A 21092-nucleotide genomic window follows, 5' to 3' on the forward strand; every position below is an offset into this window, starting at 1 on the left:
GGAGGCACATCGTCGGCCCCCGGCTTACGAGCGGGAGGCACATCGTCGGCCCCCGGCTTACGAGCGGGAGGCACATCGTCGGCCCCCGGCTTACGAGCGAGGGGCGCGTCCTCCGTATCCGGCTTGCCCGCCTCGGCCTCCTCCGGCTCGCCGAGGGAGATCACCCCGCCAAGGTCCGGCGCGCGAACGGACATCGCCTCCCCGTCGCTCGGCACGCCGCGAGCAGCGCTCGCCTCTCTGGTCTCCGACGCAACCACCCCCTCCGCCGCCGCGTCCCACGCCCCAGTACGCGCGGGCACCCCGGCACGGCTCAGTCGCTCGTCCCCATTCATCGCGCCGCCCCCGTTCATCGCGCCGCCTCCACCACGGAGCCACCGGCCGTGGCTCTGGCCGGTGGCTCCACCGTCCGGTCCGGCCGGCTGCCGGCGGCGACGTGCGAGGCAGGGTCGACCTCGGCCCAGTGGCCGGGCAGGTGGGCCTCGGCGGGGACGGCGAACGGCTGAGGATCGCCGGTGTCGTCGCGGACGAGGCGGTTGACCGGGCAGCGGGAGACGATCTCCAGGTAAATGCCGTGAAATGCCTCGACGTTCTGCTCGACGGTGAACAGTTCGAGCGCGCGGGCGCGGGCCGCGGCGCCCAGGCGTGCACGGCGCTCGGGATCGCGCAACAACGCCACGCACGCCTCGGCGAGCGCCCGCGGATTGCGCGGCGGCACGACCAACCCGGTGCCGCCGATGACCTCCACGACCGCGCCGACGTCCGTCGACACCGTGGCCCGGCCGCAGAACATCGCCTCGACCAGGCCGATCGGGAAGCCCTCGACGACGCTGGAGAGGACGATCACCGCACCGGACGCGTACGTCTCAGCGAGCGTCGGAGCCTCCGGGCCACCGACCTCCTCGAAGGACACCGGGTTGTCGCCGACGGCGTGCGGGCCCGCCGCCTCGTCGGGGAAGAGCTGCGCGGCCAGCGCCTTGCAGTGCCCGAGGTAGGCCGCGCCCTCGGCTCCGGCGGGAGCGCCGACGATCCGCAGCCGCGCCTTCGGCTCCTCCTTGCGGACCTCTCCGAAGGCGTGCAGCAGCGACACCAGGTCCTTGGCGGGCTCCACCCGACCGATCCAGACCAACGTGTGCGGGTCGGCGGTGTCAGGAGACTCGCCGACCTCCGCGAAGCGGGAGGCGTCCATGCCCGGGTGGACGGTGCGCAGCTTCGCGCGGTCGGCGCCGCAGCGTTCCTGCCAGCGACGGGCGTGCGCGTTGCCGGGGGTGACGCACGCCGCCTTCCCGTACACCTCCGCGGCGAGCCTGCCGTGGAAGGCGGCGACCAGGGCACGTACGGCGGGAGCGGACTCATGAGACGGACCGGCGGTGGACGCGAGGTAGTGCGACCGCAACCGCACCCCGTACTCGGTCACCAGCAGGGGCACGCCCGAGAAATGCCGGGCGAGCAGCCCCGGCAGCGCCGCCGCACCGCCGGACGCGGCATGGCAGAGGTCGACCGCGCCGAGACCGTCGTCCTCGTACCAGTCGAGCGACAGGGGGCGCAGGGCCCGTTCGAGGTGCCCCGCGACGGTGAGCAACTCGGGTACGCGCGCCTCGCGTGCCGTGCGCAGTGCGCCGGGCGCACGGCAGGCGCGTTCCAGGATGCGCACAGCGCCTTCGGACCGGAGTGCGCCCACCAGCCCGCCCTCCTCGCGGGCGAGCTCGGCAAGGCCGTACAGCGCGTTGCCGAAACGGTCCGCCTCGGCACCCGACGAATCGGCGGAGGAGTCCGACGCGCCCCCCTGGCACAGCGCGGCCGCCAACTCGCCGTAGGACTCCTCGAACCTGCGGCGCGCACGGCGCCCGTGCACCACCCCGTCGTCCTCGGCCGCCCAGAGGGGCGCGGTGCGCACGCGGTCCACGTGGGGAGGCAGCGACACCCAGCCCTCGTCCTCCTGACGCTCGCTGCCGCTGAGCGCGTAGATGTCGAACTCGTGCTGCGCGAGCCCGCGCACGAGCCGGTCGCACCAGAGCCCGGCGTCACCGCTCACATACGGATAGCCACCCTCCGTAAGCAGTCCGATGCGCACGAGTGCACCCCCGATCTCCCGTTAGGGGAGCCGCCGTTGACCCGGCGGCTCGCAGCGGGAAGAACGTATGCGGACAAGGCGGTGGCGCGACGGACGGTTGTCCATCGCACCACCAAAAGGGGTGAACGGTCGTAACTTTCCCGTGCAGGTAGCGTTCCGTCGCGCTAGGAGATCAACTGCACACGAAACGTCACGTCATCTCCTCGAGGGGTGCTCTCACGGCACACGCGGCTGAGCACGAGACCTGGCAACGGGACCCACTCCCACGTCAACCCCCGGGAACGGTCGAGCGAGGAGACGGGTTCGACCGTCTGCGCGGCCGGGTTCACCCGCGACTGCGTACGGGCCGCGAAGCGGACCTTCCCCTAGCCGTCGTCAACTCCCGGGGAAGGCCCAGGCGTTGGGCCTGCAGTGGATTCCGTTGTGGTCGAGGAACTTCGTCTGCTGCTGCATGACCGGCGCGAGCTCGCCGTCCTTGTCGCAGGTCACATGGCCGTAGCCGAGCCGGTGGCCGACCTCGTGATTGATCAGCATCTGCCGGTAGGCATAGATCTGGTCACCGTAGGTCTTCGACCCCTGCGCCCAGCGGTAGGCGTTGATCATCACGCGTTCAGTGGAGGCCGAGTCGCACGAGACGTTGTCCTCGGTGGTGTCGAGGCCGGACTTGGCGCACCAGTCGGCGGTCGTGCCGGGACTGGCCAGAGTGATCACGAAGTCGGGCTTGCCGGTGTAGATCCGCTCGAAGGTGCGGGCGCCGTTGTGGGCCCAGCTCCGGTTGTCGTTCAGCGTCTTCTGCACGGCCTGCGCGAAGAGTGCGCCGTCGAGCCCGAGTCCCTGCTCCACGTCCACGCGGTAGGTGTACTTCTGCCCCTTGCCGGGCGCCCTGTCGGCACCGGGGATCGCGTCGAACTTCCCCGAGCCCTTCAGCTTGGCGCCGAGCGGGTACTTGGTCCCCATCTTCTGCTCGTACGTCAGCGGGACCACGCCGGGAGCCGCGGACGGGCTCGCCTGCCCGTCGACGCCGGCCGCGGAGTCACGGGCATCCCTGACCTGGTCGGTGGTGGCCTGCGACCGGGCCTCGTCGCCGTCGCCGCCCTGCGCGACCTGTCCGGCCACGACGACGGCCAGCACGGTCGTGACGGCGGCGGCCGCGATACCGGTGAACGTACGCCCCTTGGTGCCCTTGGCCGGCGCGCGCTCACCGCTCGGCGGCGCGTCGGCGCCGCCGCTGCGGTCACCGGCCCGGACGGCCGCGTCCCAGTCGGTGGCGGAGGCGGAGGCGTACGGATCCGAGGCGAGCGCGGAGGTCTGGCCCACGGTCCTCTCGCGCGACCCGAAGACGTCGTCACCCTGCCCGAAGGCGTCGAGGTACTCCTGCCGCGGCCCCGGCGCCCGCCGCTGACGGGGTATCACGGGCCGCGTGTCCCCGGAACGCCCCCTCGTCTCGCCGCCCCGGCCGCCCCCGGGCTCACGCTGCTCGGGGTGCCCGCCGCGGACGTGCGGGACATCCTGTGCGGGGGTGCCGTCGGGGAGCCTCGGGACGCCGTGCGCGGGCGTGCCGTCGGGGAGCCTCGGGACGCCGTGCGCGGGCGTGCCGTCCGGCCGCCGCGGCCCGCCGTACCCCGTCGTCCCGCCCGCGGGAGGCGTCTGCCGCCCTGAGGCGGGCCTCGGTGTTCGATCCCGGCCGGCCATGTCCGATGCGTCACCCTTGGAGCCGCTCTTCGGAGCGGGCCCCCGTCGACTGTGGCGTCCCACGCCGCCCCTCAGCTCCCCGCGCTCGTGCCGGTGGACGCCTCGGCCGCCGCGCGGGAGCCGTTCCCGTGCGGGGCACAGGCCCCGTCGGACGTCCCGGTGAGCAGTTCACGGAACGCCGTCGCCACCGTATCGGGGTACTCCATCATCGCGACGTGACCCGCGTTCGGCAAAGTGAGGAGGCGGGAGTCGCGGAAAGCGCGGGCGGCCTTCTGGGCCATGCGGAAGCCGACGAGTTGGTCCCTGCCGCCGTAGATGAGGAGCGTCGGGGCGAGGACCCGTTCGGCCTGGCGCCACAGCCCCTGCTGGCCGCCCAGGGTGTACGCGTTGACGAGCCCGCGCGCGGAGCGCGTCATCGCGTCCCAGAAGTACGGCAGTTGCAACCGCCGCTCCAGTTCCTCGACCGCGTGGCCGAACGCCTCCGCCGACACCCGCCCGGGGTCCCCGTAGCACAGCGCCATGACCCCGCGGACCCGCTGTTCGGCCGTCCACTCCTTGGTGATGCGGGTGAACAGCGCGGCCACGCCGGGCACTCCGAGCAGTCCGGTGGGCACCGCGGTGCGCTGCACGCGCAGCTCCGGCAGCGCGGGCGAGACGAGCGTGAGCGTCCGGACGAGGTCGGGCCGGACGGCGGCGACGCGCGTGGTGACCGCGCCGCCGAGGGAGTTGCCGAAGAGGTGGACGGGGCCGCGTCCGGCGGCGTCGAGGTAGCGGATGACCGCGCGCGCGTGACCGGTGATCGAGTAGTTGCCGTCGTCCGGGGGTGGGGAGTCACCGAACCCCGGCAGGTCGACCGCCTCACCGTCGACGACCTCGTCGAGCTGCTCCATCAGCGCCGACCAGTTCTGCGAGGAACCGCCGAGGCCGTGGACGTAGAGCGCGGGGGGCAGTCCCTCGCGCGCGGGAGGCCTCGACCGCACCGAGAGCGTGACCCCGGGCAGTCCGACGGACCTGAGTCGTTCGCCCTCTGCGACCCTGACGGGCGACACCTTCGGAAGGACGGTGGCCGGTACGGGCGGCAGTTCGGTCGAAGACATGCGGCAATGTTACGAGACGATCACGCAGTGGTTCATGTGTTCGCCGTCACAGATGGCGTGGACATCGCATAGCGTCCACATCGGGTGTCTCCTAGGCTCATACAAAGGGCACCCGCAAGTAGCCCCTGTTTCCTCAGGGACGTTCGTAAGAAGGGAGCCCACCATGGCCGTCGACCCGACCGACCCGGAGACGTTCGAGGAGTTCAAGGACGAGGACGCCCCGGAGTTCGACGTCGAGGCACCGGAGCACGACGCCGCCGAGCAGCACGCGGACGTCACACCGAACCGCGACGACCCCCTCGAGAGCGTGGACCCGGCCCGCGCCAACGAGGCCGACCTCGCGGAGCAGGCGCGCGTCGTCTCCCTCGACGAGGACGACTACCGCTGACGACTGCCGGGACGACCAGCGATGACGACCGCCGATGACGACCGCCGATGACGACCGCCGATGACGACCGTCACCGGAAGGATGACGTCCGGGCGCCGGACGTCAGCCCATAAGGAACGAGGCCCCTTTTTGCCCTGTCCACCCCTGCTTGAAACGCTCTGTACCGCTTTTACCCCCGTCCGGTCCGTGAAATTCTGCACGCACACCGCGCACAGGGCTGTTACCGAAAAGTACGATGGCGGCGCGGCGCAGACCGCATGTGGACGACTTTGGGAGGCGGCGTGACAGCCATCGAGCAGACAGAGGCGGCACGCCCGCGAGGCACGCGCCTGCCGCGCCGTGCCCGGCGGAACCAGTTGCTGGGCGCCGCCCAGGAAGTCTTCGTGGCGCAGGGCTACCACGCGGCGGCGATGGACGACATCGCCGAGCGCGCCGGTGTCAGCAAGCCCGTGCTCTACCAGCACTTCCCCGGCAAGCTCGACCTCTATCTCGCCCTGCTGGACCAGCACTGCGAGTCGCTGATCCAGGCCGTGCGCGGCGCGCTGGCGTCGACAACCGACAACAAGCAGCGCGTGCGGGCGACGATGGACGCGTACTTCGGGTACGTCGAGGACGAAGGCGGCGCGTTCCGGCTGGTCTTCGAGTCGGACCTGACGAACGAGCCCGCGGTGCGCGAGCGCGTCGACAAGGTCACCAACGACTGCGCCGAGGCGATCTGCGACGTCATCGCCGAGGACACCGGACTCTCGCGCGCGGAATCGATGCTGCTCGCCTCCGGTCTGGGCGGTCTCGCGCAGGTCGTGGCCCGTTCCTGGCTGCACAGCGACCGCAGTGTCCCGCGCGACCAGGCGGTGCAGTTGCTGGCGTCCCTGGCCTGGCGCGGTATCGCGGGATTCCCGCTGCACGGCATCGACCAGCACCACTGAGTCGGGCCACCTCGGGAGTTTGTTCCCCTCGGCTGTTCGCTCCTGGCGTTCGGGGGCGGAGGGTGAACGTCCCCTCACCGGGCTAATGTGTGCAGCGTACGGCGCGGTAGTCGCGCACTTCACTGACCGTCGGAGGGACATAGCCGTGGAGGTCAAGATCGGCGTGCAGCACGCGCCCCGCGAGATCGTTCTGGAGAGCGGTCAGAGTGCCGAGGAAGTCGAGCGGGCGGTGTCCGAGGCGCTGGCCGGCAAGTCGGCGCTGCTGAGCCTCGTGGACGAGCACGGCCGCAAGGTCCTGGTCCCGGCGGACCGCCTCGCCTACGTCGAGCTCGGCGAGCCGGCCCCCCGCAAGGTGGGTTTCGGCGCGCTCTAGGCGCATGCGAGAAGAGGGCCCGGCGACTCTCCGTCGCCGGGCCCTCTTTCGTTTGTCCTCTTCCGTTGCCCTCCCGACCTGCCCTCCCCACTCGCCCTCCTTGCTCGCCCTCCACAGATGGAGTACAAGTCGCCCACAGGAGAGGATTGAATTCCGCAGGTCAGGGGTAAGACGGACGACGACCGCAATGCACGGCCGCCCGTGTGGGAGGGACCCCCATGATGTTGTTGGAAGCGCTCGCCTCCGCTGTGCTCGGTCTTGCCCTGGCAGCGGCGGCGGTGCACCGGTTGTCGCACCGTCTGCCCATCCGCTCACTGGTGCTGGCGACCGGCGTCGCGGGGGCCCTCTTCGGCGCCTTCGTCATGCACAGCGCCCTGGACCCCGGCAACTTCCTCGTCATCCTCGCCGGAGCCACGATCGTCTCCACGGCGTCGCTCTCGCTCCTGCTGCGCCCGTCGGGGCGACTCCGCCGGCGCTCGGCGCCGGCGTAGGCACGAGGGCAGACACCAGCGACGCGGCTAAGCAGCGAGTCCCAGCGCCGCCATCCGCTTCGTGTGGGCCTCGGTGATGCGGGAGAACATCTTGCCGACCTCGGCGAGGTCGAAGCCGTCGGCGACGCCGCCCACGAGCATCGTCGACAGCGCGTCCCGGTCGGCGACCACCCGCTGGGACTGCGACAGCGCCTCACCCATCAGCCGCCGCGCCCACAGCGCGAGCCGCCCGCCCACGCGCGGGTCGGCGTCGATCGCGGAACGCACCCGGTCGACGGCGAAGCTGGCGTGCCCGGTGTCGTCGAGCACACCCAGCACCAGGGAGCGGGAGTCGGAGTCCAGCCGGGCGGCGACCTCGCGGTAGAAGTCGCTGGCGATCGAGTCGCCGACGTACGCCTTGACGAGCCCCTCCAGCCAGTCCGAGGGCGCCGTCTGCTTGTGGAAGCCGTCGTACGCGGCGACGAACGGCTCCATCGCCCGCGTCGGCTCCTCCCCGATCTCCGCCAGCCGGTCCCGCAGCCGCTCGAAGTGGTGGAACTCGGCCGACGCCATCTTCGCCAGCTCCGCCTTGTCCTCCAGCGTCGGCGCCAGCTTGGCGTCCTCCGCCAGCCGCTCGAACGCCGCGAGCTCGCCGTACGCGAGCGCGCCGAGCAGGTCCACGACCGCGGCCCGGTACTGCGGATCGGCGGAGGCCGTCGCCCAGTCCTGGGCGGCCACTCCGGTGTGTTCGGCGGGAACGTCAGAGGTGTTGTCAGGCGTCGTCATGAAGCGCACAATAGTCCGCTCGCCAGGCCTCGGAAGTCCCTGGTCAATCAGTGTGACCACGACGACGCGAATCGGTGTGACGACGACTACGTGACCGAATCGGCCATCGCATATGCGCGATTCCGAGGTATGGTGGTAATGCGCCTGCCGAGTATTCGACGGGCCGCAGGTATGAGGATGCCCGGTCGGTGGCCCGATCGGCTCCGACCCGACAGCCCTCCCTGACCGTACGGCACAGTGCGTACGACGATCGGAGGGGCACCCCTCAGCGGTACGAGCGCTAGAGCGTCGGCGTGGTCCCGTGCCCTTACGGCCCGACCGTAATGGCAGCCGACGTCCCCGGCACGGTCCTGACAAGAACCCCACGCTCGCCTCGCGCCGCCCACACAGAAGAGGCAGCACCCTGACTACGACGTTCCGACAGCTCGGGATCCTTCCCGAGACCGCCGAGGCCCTCGAAGCCGTCGGCATCACCACCCCCTTCCCCATCCAGGAGATGACGCTCCCCGTGGCCCTGTCGGGCACGGACGTCATCGGCCAGGCCAAGACCGGCACCGGCAAGACGCTGGGCTTCGGCCTCCCGCTTCTCGAGCGCGTCACCGTCCCCGCCGACGTCGAGGCCGGCCGCGCGCAGCCCGAGGCCCTCACCGACGCCCCGCAGGCGCTCGTCGTCGTTCCCACGCGCGAGCTGTGCACGCAGGTCACCAACGACCTGCTGACCGCGGGCAAGGTACGCAACGTGCGCGTTCTCGCCATCTACGGCGGCCGCGCCTACGAGCCCCAGGTCGAGGCCCTCAAGAAGGGCGTCGACGTCATCGTCGGCACCCCGGGGCGTCTGCTGGACCTCGCGGGTCAGAAGAAGCTCAACCTGAAGCACATCAAGGCGCTCGTCCTCGACGAGGCCGACGAGATGCTCGACCTGGGCTTCCTGCCCGACGTCGAGAAGATCATCAGCATGCTTCCGGTGAAGCGCCAGACGATGCTGTTCTCGGCGACCATGCCGGGCGCGGTCATCGGTCTCGCCCGCCGCTACATGTCGCAGCCCACGCACATCCGCGCCACCGCGCCGGACGACGAGGGCGTGACCGTCGCGAACATCTCGCAACACGTGTACCGCGCGCACAACATGGACAAGCCCGAGATGGTCGCGCGCATCCTGCAGGCCGAGGGCCGCGGGCCCGTGATGGTCTTCTGCCGTACGAAGCGGACGGCGGCGGACCTCGCCGACCAGCTCCAGCAGCGCGGCTTCGCCTCCGGCGCGGTCCACGGCGACCTCGGCCAGGGCGCCCGCGAGCAGGCCCTGCGGGCCTTCCGCAATGGCAAGGTGGACGTGCTCGTCTGCACCGACGTCGCCGCCCGCGGCATCGACGTCGAGGGCGTGACGCACGTCATCAACTACCAGACCCCCGAGGACGAGAAGACGTACCTGCACCGCGTCGGCCGTACGGGCCGTGCGGGCGCCAAGGGCATCGCGGTCACGCTCGTCGACTGGGACGACATCCCGCGCTGGCAGCTGATCAACAAGGCGCTGGAGATCGACTTCAACGACCCGCCGGAGACGTACTCCACCTCCCCGCACTTCTACGAGGAGATGAACATCCCGGCCGGCACGAAGGGCGTCCTGCCGCGTGCCGAGCGCACCCGCGCGGGGCTCGACGCGGAGGTCCTGGAGGACCTGGGCGAGACGGGCGGCCGCGGTGGACGCGGTCGCGGCGGCGAATCCCGTGGCCGGGGCGGCGAATCCCGCGCTCGCGGCGGCGAATCCCGCGGCCGGGGCGGCGAGTCCCGCACCGCCGACGTCGAGCGTCCGGCCCGTACGCCGCGTCGTCGCCGTCGCACGCGCGGTGGCACCCCGCTGGACGCGACGTCGGCCCCGGCCGGCACCGCGACCCCGGAGGGGACCACCGCCGCGAACCCGACCACACCGGAGGGCGTCACCGCACCCCGCACCCCGCGCCGCCGTCGCCGTACGCGCAGCGGGGCCTCGGGCGAGCAGACGCCGGTCGCCGTGGAACAGGCGCCGGTGGCTGTGGAGCCGACGGTCGACGAGGCCGCGGCGGCAGTCGTGGCGACGGCCGAGGGCACGGCCCTCGACGGCGCCGAGACCCCGGCGAAGCCGCGCCGCCGCCGCACCCGCAGGTCCGCGGAGACGGCTACGGATGCGACGACCGCCCCGGCCGAGACGCCGGAGACGCCGACCGCGGTCGCGGAGCCGTCGACGGCAACCCCCGCTGCGGAAACGGCCGTCGACACCGCGGAAGGCACGGAGACCAAGCCGCGCCGCACGCGCAAGACCGCCGCAGCGGCCGAGACCGCCGCAGCGACGCCCGTCGCCGACACCGCCGAGGCCACGGAGGCCAAGCCGCGCCGGACGCGGAAGACCGCCGCCGCTGCCGAAGCCGCCGTCGACACGGCCGAAGGCACGGCAGCCAAGCCGCGCCGCACGCGCAAGACCACGGCTGCCCAGGCCGCCGTGGACACCGCCGAGGCCACCTCGGAGACGGAGACGGCGGAGCCCGCACCGCGCCGCCGTACCCGCAAGGCAGCCGCCACCGCGCCGGCACCGGAGGAGGCCCCCGAGGCCAAGCCGCGCCGCACACGCAAGACCGCCGCCGCTGCCGAGACCGCCGTCGACACGGCCGAAGGCACGGCAGCCAAGCCGCGCCGCACGCGCAAGACCACGGCTGCCCAGGCCGCCGTGGACACCGCCGAGGCCACCTCGGAGACGGAGACGGCGGAGCCCGCACCGCGCCGCCGTACCCGTAAGGTGACCGCCGCTGCGGAGACGGCCGTCGACACCGCCGAAGGTACGGAGGCCAAGCCGCGCCGCCGCACCACCCGCAAGGCCGCCGAACCGGCGACCACACCGGCCGCCGAAATCCCGGCACAGGCCGCAGCGGAACCGGAGGCCAAGCCGCGCCGCACACGCAAGACCGCCGCCGCTGCCGAGACCGCCGTCGACACGGCCGAAGGCACGGCAGCCAAGCCGCGCCGCACGCGCAAGGCGACTGCCACCGTGGAGGCGCCGGAGCAGGCCCCCGAGGCCAAGCCCCGTCGCACCCGTAAGGCAACCACCACTGCGGAAACGGCCGTCGACACCGCCGAAGGTACGGAGGCCAAGCCGCGCCGCCGCACCACCCGCAAGGCCGCCGAACCGGCGACCACACCGGCCGCCGAAATCCCGGCACAGGCCGCAGCGGAACCGGAGGCCAAGCCGCGCCGCACACGCAAGACCGCCGCCGCTGCCGAGACCGCCGTCGACACGGCCGAGGCGAAGCCCAAGGCACGCCGTACCCGCAAGGCGACGGCCGCCACGGAGCCCGCGGAAAGCTGAGCACACCACCCGACGGCCCGGCCCCACTCCGCGTGGGTCCGGGCCGCCGGCCTTCCCTCTGCCCAAGCCCCCACCCCGAGCAATCGCCCCGCGCCCCCGCCCCCTCCGCTAACCTCACCCCGTGACCACCCCCGCCGCCCCCTCCGCCTCCGCCCCGCCCCCCGGCGCACGCGCCTACCGTCTCCGTACCGAGCGCGGTGAGTTCGCTGTCGTCGATGCGCCCGTGGCGCCCGGCGTCGAAGAGAAGGGAGTCGCTCTGCTGCTGCCGGGGTTCACCGGCAGCAAGGAGGACTTCCATCGGATGCATGAGCCGTTGGCGGCGCGCGGATATCGGACCGTCGCTGTGGACGGGCGGGGGCAGCATGAGTCGGACGGGCCGGCGGATGACGAAGCGGCGTACGCGCAGGGTGAGTTGGCGCGGGACGTGCTCGCGCAGGCGGCCGCCCTCGGCACACCCCTGCACCTGGTCGGGCACTCCCTGGGGGGCCAGATCGCCCGCGCGGCCGTGCTCCTCGACCACTCCCCCTTCCTCTCGCTCACCCTCGTCGCGTCCGGCCCCGCCCAGATCTCCGACTCCCAGCAGCAGCGCGTGAAACTGCTGCACGACGCGCTCGCCGTGATGACGATGGCCGAGGTGTGGGAGGCGATCCTGGCCATGGGACCCCCGGAGGAGGTCGGCGGCCCGGCCCGCGGCTACGGCCGTGTGGAACAGCTGCACCAACGCTGGATCAGCCACAAGCCCGCGCAACTCCTCGCCACCGGACGCCAGTTGTGCGTCGAGCCGAACCGTGTCGCCGAACTCGCCGCCGTACCGCTGCCGTTCCACGTCCTGTCCGGCGCCCGCGACGACACCTGGCCGGTGACCGTCCTCGACGACATGGCCGTACGGCTGAGGGCACACCGGACGGTCGTACCGGGTGCCGAGCACTCACCGAACCTGGACCAGCCCCTCCCCACGGCCCGGGCCCTCGCCGACTTCTGGGACAAGGAACGGAGCAACGGCTAGCGCCGGCCTAGGGCCTCTCGTTTGGATCATGCCGGGCTCGCGGTGTCCGGCAGGATCCAACGAAAGACCCTAGTACTGCGTCCGCAGGTGCTCCCAGAACCCGTCCCGCAGCGCCCGCCGCAGATCCGCCTGGCCGCGCAGCGAGTACTGGAGGATGCCCTCCGCCTCGACGAGCAGGTCCTGGTCGACGGAGCCGGGCAGGTACGGATGGCCGGGCAGCAGTTCCACCAGCGCCTCTCTGCCGCGCGCCGACAGCCACTTCGCGGCGATCTGCGCGCCCACGAAGCGCACGTCCTCGCGGGTCGGCCGGGTCGCTCCGGACGTCTCGTAGGCGGGGGCGGTGCGCCGTGACACGTACGGCTTGAAGAAGTCGAGGTCGAAGGTGCGCTGACTGTCGACCTCCCAGAGCAGGGGCTCCGCCTGGTTGCGGCCCTCGGGCGCCTCGATGCCCCAGAGATGCACGCGGGCGCCGTACCCCTGTGCCGCCTCCACCGCCGAGACCAGGTCCTCGTCGCCGCCGAGGAGGGCGGCGTCGCTGATGGCCCGGTGGCGGGCCAGGGACTCCAGGTCGGTCCGGATCAGGGAGTCGACGCCCTTTTGCTGGTTGTTGGCGTTGAGGTTGCCCAGCCGGACCTTCACGTCGGGCAGTTCCGCGATGGACTGCTGCTCCGCCGTGTGGATGCGGCGCCTCGCGCCGTCGTACCAGTAGACCCGCAGCAGCCGGCTGTCGGCGAAGATCGTGCGCGCCCGGTCGATGAGGGCCTCGATCAGTCCCTCGGCGTCCAGGTCGAAGGCCCGTCGGTCCTCGGTTCCGGCGATGAGTCGGCCCGCGGCCGCGTAGAGGTATCCCGCGTCGACGAAGATCGCGTGGGTGGAGGGTGTCTTGGCCACCTCGGCGAGCATGCGCTGAAGCAGCTCGTTCGTGCGGTCGATGCGGGCGGTGAGGGCCGCCTGGTCGTCGTTCATCGCCTCTATTGTCCCGGCGGTCACGCTGCGAACACAACCGGTCCCGGTCAGTCTCCTCCTCATCACTTACCGGTCGGTAATTAGACGTTCGAAAAATTTCCTTAGCGTAGGGAATGTTTGTAACACGCAACCCGTTGACTACTACAGAACACCGTAGCCAGTAGTTCTCCGCAGGAGGATGACCAGACGAAGGGAGAAGCCATGCGCTTCGAAATCATGCGACTCGACGACGTCGACGGGACGCCCGTGGACAGCACCGTTGTGGACGCCGCCTCCGTCAACCGGATCGTGCAACAGGCCGCCGCCATCGGGCAGCGCCTGTGGATCCGCCCGGCCGAAACCTCGGCCTCATAACGCGCGAATCGCTCGCGACAGACTTCAGGGCCCCCGTACGGCACCGACGCCGTACGGGGGCCCTGCGCATGTCACCCCCGGATCACCTGCGTCACCCCGTTGATGATCTGCTGTACGGCGATCGCGGAGAGCATCATGCCCGCGAGCCGCGTCACCAGGACGACCCCGCCGTCCTTGATGACGCGGATGATCAGCAGCGAGTACCGCATCACCAGCCACAGCACGACATGGATGGCGAGGATCGCCGTCCACACCGACACCTGCATGGCGGCACTGTCCGCCTTCTGCACGGCCAGGATGACCGACACGATCGCGCCCGGCCCCGCCAGCAGCGGCATGCCCAGCGGTACGAGCGCCACGTTGACGTCCTTGGTCTGCTTCGGTTCGTCCGTCTTGCCGGTGAGCAGGTCGAGGGCGATCAGCAGAAGCAGCAGCCCGCCCGCGATCATCAGCGCGGGCACGGAGACGTGCAGGTAGTTGAGGATCTGGTGCCCGAGCAGCCCGAAGACGGTGATCACGCCGCCCGCGACACAGACGGCCTGGAAGGCCATCCGCTTCTGCACCTTGCCGGGACGTCCGGCGGTCAGGGCGAGGAAGATCGGGGTGATCCCGGGGGGATCCATGATGACGAAGAGGGTGAGGAAGAGGGAGCCGAACACGGCGACGTCGAACATCAGTACAGGGGCCTTGCGGGAAAGGGGGGAAGGTGGACGTGCGGAGGTAGGCGTCAGGCTCCGCCGGCCCCCGGCACGGGGAACGCCCCGAACGCCCGCCGCGTGATCTCCCCGTAGACCTCGGGATCCGTCACGTACTCCCCGAGCGCGCACGTCTTGCGGCTGCCGTGGTAATCGCTGGACCCGGTCGTCAGGAGCCCCAGCTCCCCGGCCAGCCCCCGCAGCCGCGCCCGCGCGTCCGCGTCGTGGTCCATGTGGTCGACCTCGATGCCGTCCAGACCGGCTGCGGCCATCTCGGCGATCGCCGAGTCCGGCACCGTGAGCCCCCGCTTGGCGGCGGCCGGATGCGCGAACACCGCGACTCCGCCGGCGCCCTTGATCAGCCGGATCGCCTCGAAGGGGTCGGTCTCGTGCTTCGGGACGTAGGCCCGGCCGCCATCTGCCAGCCAGTCCGGGGTGAAGGCATCGCTCACGGTCGGCACGACACCGAGCTCGACGAGCGCGGTCGCCACATGCGGGCGCCCGACCGAACCGTCGCCCGCGATCCGCGCCACCTGCTCCCAGGTGACCGGTACGCCCAACTCCTGCAACTTGGCGACCATGCCGCGCGCCCGAGGCACCCGGTCGTCCCGCACCAACTCGCGCTCGGCGAGCAGAGCGGGCTCCTCGGGATCGAAGAGGTACGCCAACATGTGCATGCTGATGCCGTCGACACGACACGACAGCTCGGCCCCCGTGACAAGCGTGAGCCCCTCCGGCACCGCGGCGATCGCCTCCGCGTACCCCCGGGTCGTGTCATGGTCGGTCAGCGCGACCACATCAAGACCAGCCGCAGCAGCCTTCCTCACCAGCTCGGCCGGCGTGTCCGTACCGTCGGACGCCGTGGAGTGGCAGTGCAGATCGATACGCACGACACACGCTCCAACGGCGACGGGACAGAAGGGGACGCTCAAGGATAACCGGAATCACAACCCCACTGTCACACCCGCAGCAGGGTTACGCCCCCTACACCGCTCACACCGGCCCCCCAGGGGCGCGGGGCTGTATCGATTTGCGGCTCCGCCGCGTGGGCGCGACCAGCCCACGACAACCCGCACCCGCAAACCGAGAAGAACCCCCCACCCACGCGCAGCGCTACGGCTTGAGCAAGCGCGGCGACAACGCCCCGCACGGCACCAACTCCAGCTCCGCCCCCGCATCCCGCAGATCCGTCAGCACCAGCTCGTCGTACATCAGCAACCCCGACTGCTCGGGCCACACCACCGCCCACAGCCACAACCCGCGCGCCTCCCCGGCGAACACCGCGCGGTCGTCCGGTGAACCGGCGACATGCCACAGCGGCGTCGGACGCCCCGCGGCGAGCACCTTGGCCTGGGGTGGCTTCTCGACGTTCATGTACGGCCCCGGGTCCGGCCCGTCGATGCCCGCGTACCGCGCGCCGAGGCCGACACCGAGCTCCTCGGCGACCAGGATCAACTCGCCCATGCCGCCGACCGGCCCGGGTCCGGAGCAGGCCACGGCCGTGGCGCGGCCGCCGCTGCGGTCGTCTCCCGCGTAGCCCACACCCGTGAACAGCCAGCCGACCGGCAGCGGCCACGGCATCCAGATGGGCACCTGCGTGCGATGCACCACGACACTGAGGGCCTCGACGCTGGGCGGGATCACGGGCTGCAGCGGATGCACCGTCCCGTGGACATCGCACTGCCAGGAATCGGCGAAGAGTCCGGGAGCCCTGACCCGGCCACCACACTTCGGGCAACTGGGTTCGCCCCTCATAGGGCCCCACGGTCCTACCCCGGCACGCTCACGTCAAGGACGATCACCCGTCCGGAGGGAACCGGTTCACCAGAAAAAACTACATGCAGTTTGCATTATTTAGCCGATCTAACTTATTGTGTGTACTTACCAACTACTTCGCTGTGACGGGAGAAGCAATGGACCCCTTCAACCCGGGAACCGACGCCGGAACCGGCAGCATCCTGCGACAGCCCAAGTCGGTCTGGGCCACGGCCGGCGCGTCCGTCGTCGCGTTCATGGGCATCGGACTCGTGGACCCGATCCTGCCGTCCATCGCCCAGGGCCTGGACGCCACGGCCAGTCAGGTCTCCCTGCTGTTCACTTCGTACTTCCTGATCACCGCGATCGCGATGCTGGTCACCGGCTTCGTCTCCAGCCGAATCGGCGGCCGTAGGACCCTGCTGCTCGGCCTCGCCTTCGTCGTGGTCTTCGCGGGTCTCGCCGGCACGTCGGGCTCGGTCGCCGAACTCGTCGGCTTCCGGGCGGGCTGGGGACTCGGCAACGCCCTGTTCGTCTCCACCGCCCTCGCGGTGATCGTCGGCGCGGCCGCCGGTGGAAGCGGGGCCGCGATCCTGCTGTACGAGTCCGCCCTCGGACTCGGCATGGCGTGCGGCCCCCTGCTGGGCGCGCTGCTCGGGGACGCCAGCTGGCGCTACCCCTTCTTCGGCACCGCGTTCCTGATGGCGGTCGGGTTCCTGTGCATCACGGCGTTCCTGAAGGAGCAGCCCAAGCCCGCCCGCAAGACCTCGCTGCTGGACCCGGTCAAGGCGCTCGGCCACGGCGGACTCGCGTCCGCGGCGGTCTCGGCGTTCTTCTACAACTACACGTTCTTCACCGTGCTGGCCTTCACGCCGTTCGTGCTGAACATGACCCCGTACAAGTCGGGTGCGGTGTTCTTCGCCTGGGGTGTGCTGCTCGCCGTCTTCTCCGTGATCGTGGCGCCGCGCCTGCAGCGGCGGTTCGGCTCGCTGAAGGTGCTCGGCGGCTCGCTGGTGCTGCTGGCCGCGGATGTGCTCGTCCTCGGGTACGGCGACCACGCGACCGCCGTCGTCTGCACGATCCTGTCCGGCGCCTTCATCGGCGTGAACAACACCGTCTACACCGAGCTGGCTCTCGGGGTCTCGGACGCGCCGCGGCCCGTGGCGAGCGCGGGCTACAACTTCGTGCGCTGGTTCGCCGCGGCGGCCGCGCCGTACTTCGCGCCGAAGATCGAGGAGTGGAGCGACATCCACATGCCGTTCGTGGTCGCGGCGGTCACCGCGGTCGTGGGCGCGCTCGTGGTCGTCGTACGGCGGAACGCACTCACCCTCCCCCACTCTCGGCTTCGCTCGAGCGAGGGGACGCCCATGGCGGAAGAACTGGAACCGAAGCACGCGACCGAGGACGGTGTCGCGGTCTTCGCCAACTGACGCCTTTCGGCCACCGGTTGGTGACCTTGCTCACGCGGCGTCAGTCGCGGTGTCAGTCGAGCGGGACGGACTTGCGGGAGGGATCCCTCAGGTCCGTCCCGCTCGTCAGCCAGCGCTCCTGAAGGGCCTGGGCGCCGTGCACGCGCTTCCACGCGGCCTCGTTCGGCGTCATCGGGAGCAGCGGCAGGAAACGTACGGGGTCGAGGGGCTCGTCGAGCTCCAGGTCCTCCACCAGGCCGCCCGGCTCGGCGACCAGGACCGAGGTGAACGCGGCGCCGGGCCACAGCGGCTCGCCCACGTCGAGGGAGGCACCGGGAGCCACGATCACGCCCTCGACCTGCGGGGACGCGGCGAGGACGGCGAGCGGGCGGAGCACCTTGTCGGTGTCGGCGAGGCCCGCGCGGACGGAGAGGACCAGTTCGGCGCGGGGGCCCTTGACCGGGTCGGCGAGCATCGCGGTGGGGTCCGCCATGGGCTGCGCGGACATCCCGAGCGTGGCGTAGCGGACGACGGCGCCTTCCCTGGAATCGTCCTGGAATCGCAGCACCTCGATGCGGTCCGTGCCCAGGAAGGTGACCGCGGCGCGCGCGTCCGGCTCGCCCAGCGCGGTGCGCAAACGGGCCTCGACCAGAGGAAGAACATCAGCCATGTCGCGAGCATAGAACTTGCCAGTAGCGGGCAAAGCAACGCCTTGACACTTCTGTCGGCTGATACTCTTGCCCGGTGGTTCGGGGCAGCACGCAGAAGCGTCGCCGTCAGTCCCGACGCCGCTGAGACTCCCTTACGAGGGACCGGCTGGAGGAGGTGGGGCTGTCATGGATCGAAGTCGACCTGGTAGTACCACTCGCTCTTCCGGCCACTGATGCAGCTGCTCCGGCTGACCGCCGCCTTTCACGCTCGCGTCTTCGTGCGGAAGAGCACTTCGTTTCGCTTTGCCTGATCTATCTGATCTGCCTGATCTGAAGCAGTAACGAAGCTCGCCACCGCGACGGTGCGGTGCTCCCCGCTTTGTGGACGTGCCAAACATCCGCAGTCAGGACGTCCCCATTCCGGGTAGTTCCACCCGATCCCCCGGCGGCCTTTCGTTGCCCGTACGAAGGAGCCTGCGATGTCGATGATCCGCGACCTGCGTGCCGTGGTCCGCCCGTCCCGCATCTCACTGCGCAAGGACACCGGCGTGTACGACACCACGCGTGCCCCCGGAACGCCGTCGGCCGTGGTCGACTGCGCCGTCTACCGCGACGGCGCCCGCATCCACACCGACAAGCCGCTCACCCCGCACGAGGCGATGCGCCAGGTGCGCCGCGACGGCGGCTTCGTGTGGATCGGCCTGCACGAGCCGACCGAGGCCGAATTCGCCGGTATCGCCGGCGAGTTCGGACTGCACCCGCTGGCCGTGGAGGACGCGGTGCAGGCGCACCAGCGCCCCAAGCTGGAGCGCTACGACGACTCGCTCTTCACGGTGTTCAAGACCATCCACTACGTCGAGCACGACCAGCTCGACGCCAACAGCGAGGTCGTGGAGACCGGCGAGGTCATGTGCTTCACCGGCCGGGACTTCTTCATCACCGTCCGGCACGGCGGGCAGGGCTCGCTGCGGGCGCTGCGGCACCGGCTGCAGGACGACCCCGAACTGCTCGCCAAGGGCCCCTCGGCCGTGCTGCACGCCATCGCCGACCACGTCGTGGACGGGTACATCGCGGTGGCCGACGCGGTGCAGGACGACATCGACGAGGTGGAGACGGAGGTGTTCTCGCCGGGCCGCAAGGGCACCCCGCGCGGCACGGACGCCGGCCGGATCTACCAACTCAAGCGCGAGGTCCTGGAGTTCAAGCGGGCGGTGTCGCCGCTGCTGCGGCCCATGCAGCTGCTGAGCGAGCGTCCGATGCGGCTGATCGACCCGGACATCCAGAAGTACTTCCGGGACGTCGCCGACCACCTCGCCCGCGTCCAGGAGCAGGTCGTCGGCTTCGACGAGCTCCTCAACTCCATCCTCCAGGCCAACCTCGCGCAGGCGTCCGTGGCGCAGAACGAGGACATGCGCAAGATCACGTCCTGGGCCGCCATCATCGCCGTGCCGACGATGGTGTGCGGGGTGTACGGCATGAACTTCAAGCACATGCCGGAGCTGCACTGGCGGTACGGCTACCCGGTGATCATGATGATCACCGGCGTCATCTGCCTGGGCATCCACCGCACCCTGAAGCGCAACGGCTGGCTCTGAGAGCACCTGGTTAGGCTGGGCACCATGACAAGTGAGCTGCTCGACCAGGCCCTCGTCGAGGAGGCCACGAAGAAGTCCGGCCTCGTCTGGGTCAGGGGCGCCGGCGCTCCGGCGGCCCGTGCGCTGTGGCACGTGTGGCACGAGGGCGCGGCCTGCCTGGTGGGCGACGGGCCCGGGGAGCAGCCGCTGCCCGGGCTGGCCGACGGGGCCGAGGCCGAGGTGACGGTCCGCAGCAAGGACAAGGGCGGCCGGCTGGTGTCCTGGACGGCGAGGGTCGTCCAGCTCGCGCCGGACTCCGAGGACTGGGCGGCCGCCGTCGCCGAGCTCAAGGGCAAGCGCCTCAACGCGCCCGACGGGGAGGCCATGACGGAGCGTTGGGCACGCGAGTGCCGGGTGCTGCGTCTGGAACCGACGGGGGCGACCCTGCCGTTGCCCGACGGTTCCCTGGCCGAGGCCCCGGTGCCGACGCCGGCGACGACCCGTCAGGCGATCCCCGCGGGGCTTCCGCGGCTGCTGGTGAAGAAGAAGCGCAAACGGACATAGTCGGTCACGACGTGGGCAGTTGCTTGCCGTAGTCGACCGTCTCGTCCTTCCCCGGCTCGGTCAGGGCGAAGTCCTTGCCCCAGGCCGCGAAGGTCAGGGTGCCCGCGCCTCCGGCCCGCACCAGGCGCAGGGGATAGGGCGTGCCCTCCAGGGAGACGTCCAGCGTGCCGCCGGAGCCCTTGTCCCCGGTGATGCGGATGGTGCGGACGCCCGCCTGTTCGTGGTGGCCCTCCGTCCCCAGCGTGCCGTGCAGCGTCAGCAGACTGTCGAGGAGGACGTCCTTGTCCGTGAAACCGCTGAACCTCTTGTACGAGGGGTCGCCCTGCGGCACCTTCACGTACTTGCCGCCCAGCTTGTCCGCGGCGGCCGTGTCCGAGCCGTCGGCGTCACCCTTGCCGTCCCCGTTTCCGCTCTCCTTGCCGTCCTCGTGCTTCCAGAACTCCGCGCTCGCCTTCAGGTACAGCTCCTCGCCGACGCGCAGCAGATGGAACTCGGCGCCCTGCGAGGTGACGGAGCCGCTGCCGCCGTCGGCCTTCAGGCGCATGTCGAGCTTGTACGTGCGCCCGCTGGTGACCACGCTGCCCGACAGGCGCACCGCCGGGGCCGCGTCCGCGGCGGCCCGGGTCTTCGACTGGATCTGCGGGGCGGGCAGCTTGCCGACCCCGTTGGTGCCGGCGTCGGGATCCTCGCCCCCGCAGCCCGTCAGGCCCGTTCCCGTCACGACCAGTGCGCACATGGCGCTCACCAGCGTGGCCCGGCGGGTACGGCCCTGGGGAATCGCAGTCACAGGTGGGGCTGCCTTTCTGCGGGGGTGTCCTGAACGGCGTACGGCAGCGTACCGGGGTTGCGGCCGCTCGGCGGAGCCAGCCTGTCCGGACCGGCCACCAGGGCGTTTCCGATCGGGACGGGCTAGCCTGAAGCCCACCCGAGCAGGCAATACGGAAAAGGAACTCACCCTTCGACACGCGGTACGAAAAGGAAG

At 71.0% G+C, this 21092-nt stretch carries 20 protein-coding genes and 1 pseudogene; 10 read left to right on the forward strand and 11 right to left on the reverse strand.

Translation table 11 applies throughout. The annotated features are described in order from the left end of the window. From AC067M_RS04875 to AC067M_RS04890, 4 genes and pseudogenes are all read right to left on the reverse strand, one after another. A pseudogene (locus tag AC067M_RS04875) lies at nt 1-194 on the reverse strand (hypothetical protein); the annotation flags it as partial. A gap of 152 nt (nt 195-346) precedes the next feature. Beyond that, nucleotides 347-2071 carry a DUF3492 domain-containing protein gene (locus tag AC067M_RS04880; RefSeq protein ID WP_478695544.1) on the reverse strand — a complete coding sequence of 575 codons (1725 nt, stop codon included), beginning with the start codon at nt 2069-2071 and terminating at the stop codon, nt 347-349. A gap of 375 nt (nt 2072-2446) precedes the next feature. Continuing rightward, the gene (locus AC067M_RS04885; RefSeq protein WP_478695545.1) at nt 2447-3484 is read right to left on the reverse strand and encodes a DUF3152 domain-containing protein; all 1038 of its coding nucleotides are present in this window, start codon (nt 3482-3484) and stop codon (nt 2447-2449) included. Between the two features lie 350 nt (nt 3485-3834). Further along, entirely contained in the window at nt 3835-4860 is a 1026-nt protein-coding gene (locus tag AC067M_RS04890) for an alpha/beta fold hydrolase (RefSeq protein WP_478695546.1), read from the reverse strand. Nucleotides 4861-5023: 163 nt separating this feature from the next. Between AC067M_RS04890 and AC067M_RS04895 the strand changes: the two genes are divergently transcribed. The 4 genes from AC067M_RS04895 to AC067M_RS04910 all read left to right on the forward strand — a co-directional run bounded on the left by AC067M_RS04895 (nt 5024) and on the right by AC067M_RS04910 (nt 7038). Then, complete coding sequence (locus AC067M_RS04895) at nt 5024-5248, forward strand: hypothetical protein (protein ID WP_389429250.1); 225 nt, start codon at nt 5024-5026, stop codon at nt 5246-5248. A gap of 281 nt (nt 5249-5529) precedes the next feature. Further along, the gene (locus tag AC067M_RS04900; RefSeq protein WP_478695547.1) at nt 5530-6174 is read left to right on the forward strand and encodes a TetR/AcrR family transcriptional regulator; all 645 of its coding nucleotides are present in this window, start codon (nt 5530-5532) and stop codon (nt 6172-6174) included. 145 nt (nt 6175-6319) lie between these two features. Beyond that, on the forward strand, nt 6320-6547 hold the full coding sequence (locus AC067M_RS04905; RefSeq protein ID WP_037674258.1) for a DUF3107 domain-containing protein: 228 nt from the start codon (nt 6320-6322) through the stop codon (nt 6545-6547). Nucleotides 6548-6768: 221 nt separating this feature from the next. Next, on the forward strand, nt 6769-7038 hold the full coding sequence (locus tag AC067M_RS04910) for a hypothetical protein (protein ID WP_478695988.1): 270 nt from the start codon (nt 6769-6771) through the stop codon (nt 7036-7038). A gap of 27 nt (nt 7039-7065) precedes the next feature. Here the strand turns inward: AC067M_RS04910 and AC067M_RS04915 are convergent, their stop codons facing one another. Further along, nucleotides 7066-7803 carry a ferritin-like fold-containing protein gene (locus tag AC067M_RS04915; protein ID WP_478695548.1) on the reverse strand — a complete coding sequence of 246 codons (738 nt, stop codon included), beginning with the start codon at nt 7801-7803 and terminating at the stop codon, nt 7066-7068. A gap of 496 nt (nt 7804-8299) precedes the next feature. Between AC067M_RS04915 and AC067M_RS04920 the strand changes: the two genes are divergently transcribed. Both AC067M_RS04920 and AC067M_RS04925 read left to right on the forward strand, forming a co-directional pair. Then, a complete protein-coding gene (locus tag AC067M_RS04920; RefSeq protein ID WP_478695549.1) occupies nt 8300-11137 on the forward strand; it encodes a DEAD/DEAH box helicase in 2838 nt (945 codons plus the stop codon). 121 nt (nt 11138-11258) lie between these two features. Further along, nucleotides 11259-12143: an alpha/beta fold hydrolase gene (locus AC067M_RS04925; protein ID WP_478695550.1), complete on the forward strand. Its 885-nt coding sequence runs from the start codon at nt 11259-11261 to the stop codon at nt 12141-12143. Between the two features lie 69 nt (nt 12144-12212). Here the strand turns inward: AC067M_RS04925 and AC067M_RS04930 are convergent, their stop codons facing one another. Further along, nucleotides 12213-13109 (reverse strand): NYN domain-containing protein, encoded by an 897-nt coding sequence (locus AC067M_RS04930; RefSeq protein WP_478695551.1) that lies wholly within the window; start codon nt 13107-13109, stop codon nt 12213-12215. Nucleotides 13110-13310: 201 nt separating this feature from the next. Here AC067M_RS04930 and AC067M_RS04935 point away from each other — a divergent pair, with 201 nt between their 5' ends. Further along, the gene (locus tag AC067M_RS04935; RefSeq protein ID WP_107055985.1) at nt 13311-13463 is read left to right on the forward strand and encodes a hypothetical protein; all 153 of its coding nucleotides are present in this window, start codon (nt 13311-13313) and stop codon (nt 13461-13463) included. Between the two features lie 71 nt (nt 13464-13534). On the opposite strand, the gene AC067M_RS04940 is transcribed toward AC067M_RS04935, so the two are convergent. The 3 genes from AC067M_RS04940 to AC067M_RS04950 all read right to left on the reverse strand — a co-directional run bounded on the left by AC067M_RS04940 (nt 13535) and on the right by AC067M_RS04950 (nt 15913). Continuing rightward, entirely contained in the window at nt 13535-14137 is a 603-nt protein-coding gene (locus AC067M_RS04940; protein WP_478695552.1) for a MarC family protein, read from the reverse strand. A 53-nt stretch (nt 14138-14190) separates the two neighbouring features. Further along, entirely contained in the window at nt 14191-15048 is an 858-nt protein-coding gene (locus AC067M_RS04945) for a PHP domain-containing protein (RefSeq protein WP_478695553.1), read from the reverse strand. 223 nt (nt 15049-15271) lie between these two features. Next, the gene (locus AC067M_RS04950) at nt 15272-15913 is read right to left on the reverse strand and encodes a DUF6758 family protein (protein WP_393620464.1); all 642 of its coding nucleotides are present in this window, start codon (nt 15911-15913) and stop codon (nt 15272-15274) included. A gap of 158 nt (nt 15914-16071) precedes the next feature. Between AC067M_RS04950 and AC067M_RS04955 the strand changes: the two genes are divergently transcribed. Beyond that, nucleotides 16072-17343, forward strand: coding sequence for an MFS transporter (locus AC067M_RS04955; protein WP_478695989.1), 1272 nt, complete (start codon nt 16072-16074; stop codon nt 17341-17343). Between the two features lie 52 nt (nt 17344-17395). On the opposite strand, the gene AC067M_RS04960 is transcribed toward AC067M_RS04955, so the two are convergent. Then, the gene (locus tag AC067M_RS04960; RefSeq protein ID WP_478695554.1) at nt 17396-17992 is read right to left on the reverse strand and encodes a suppressor of fused domain protein; all 597 of its coding nucleotides are present in this window, start codon (nt 17990-17992) and stop codon (nt 17396-17398) included. Between the two features lie 459 nt (nt 17993-18451). Here AC067M_RS04960 and AC067M_RS04965 point away from each other — a divergent pair, with 459 nt between their 5' ends. Both AC067M_RS04965 and AC067M_RS04970 read left to right on the forward strand, forming a co-directional pair. After that, nucleotides 18452-19567: a magnesium and cobalt transport protein CorA gene (locus AC067M_RS04965; protein ID WP_478695555.1), complete on the forward strand. Its 1116-nt coding sequence runs from the start codon at nt 18452-18454 to the stop codon at nt 19565-19567. 24 nt (nt 19568-19591) lie between these two features. Then, entirely contained in the window at nt 19592-20110 is a 519-nt protein-coding gene (locus tag AC067M_RS04970) for a hypothetical protein (RefSeq protein ID WP_478695556.1), read from the forward strand. Nucleotides 20111-20114: 4 nt separating this feature from the next. Here the strand turns inward: AC067M_RS04970 and AC067M_RS04975 are convergent, their stop codons facing one another. Continuing rightward, nucleotides 20115-20897, reverse strand: coding sequence for a hypothetical protein (locus AC067M_RS04975; protein ID WP_478695557.1), 783 nt, complete (start codon nt 20895-20897; stop codon nt 20115-20117). Between the last annotated feature and the right edge of the window lie 195 nt (nt 20898-21092).

The organism is Streptomyces sp. NPDC043427, assembly GCF_056436655.1.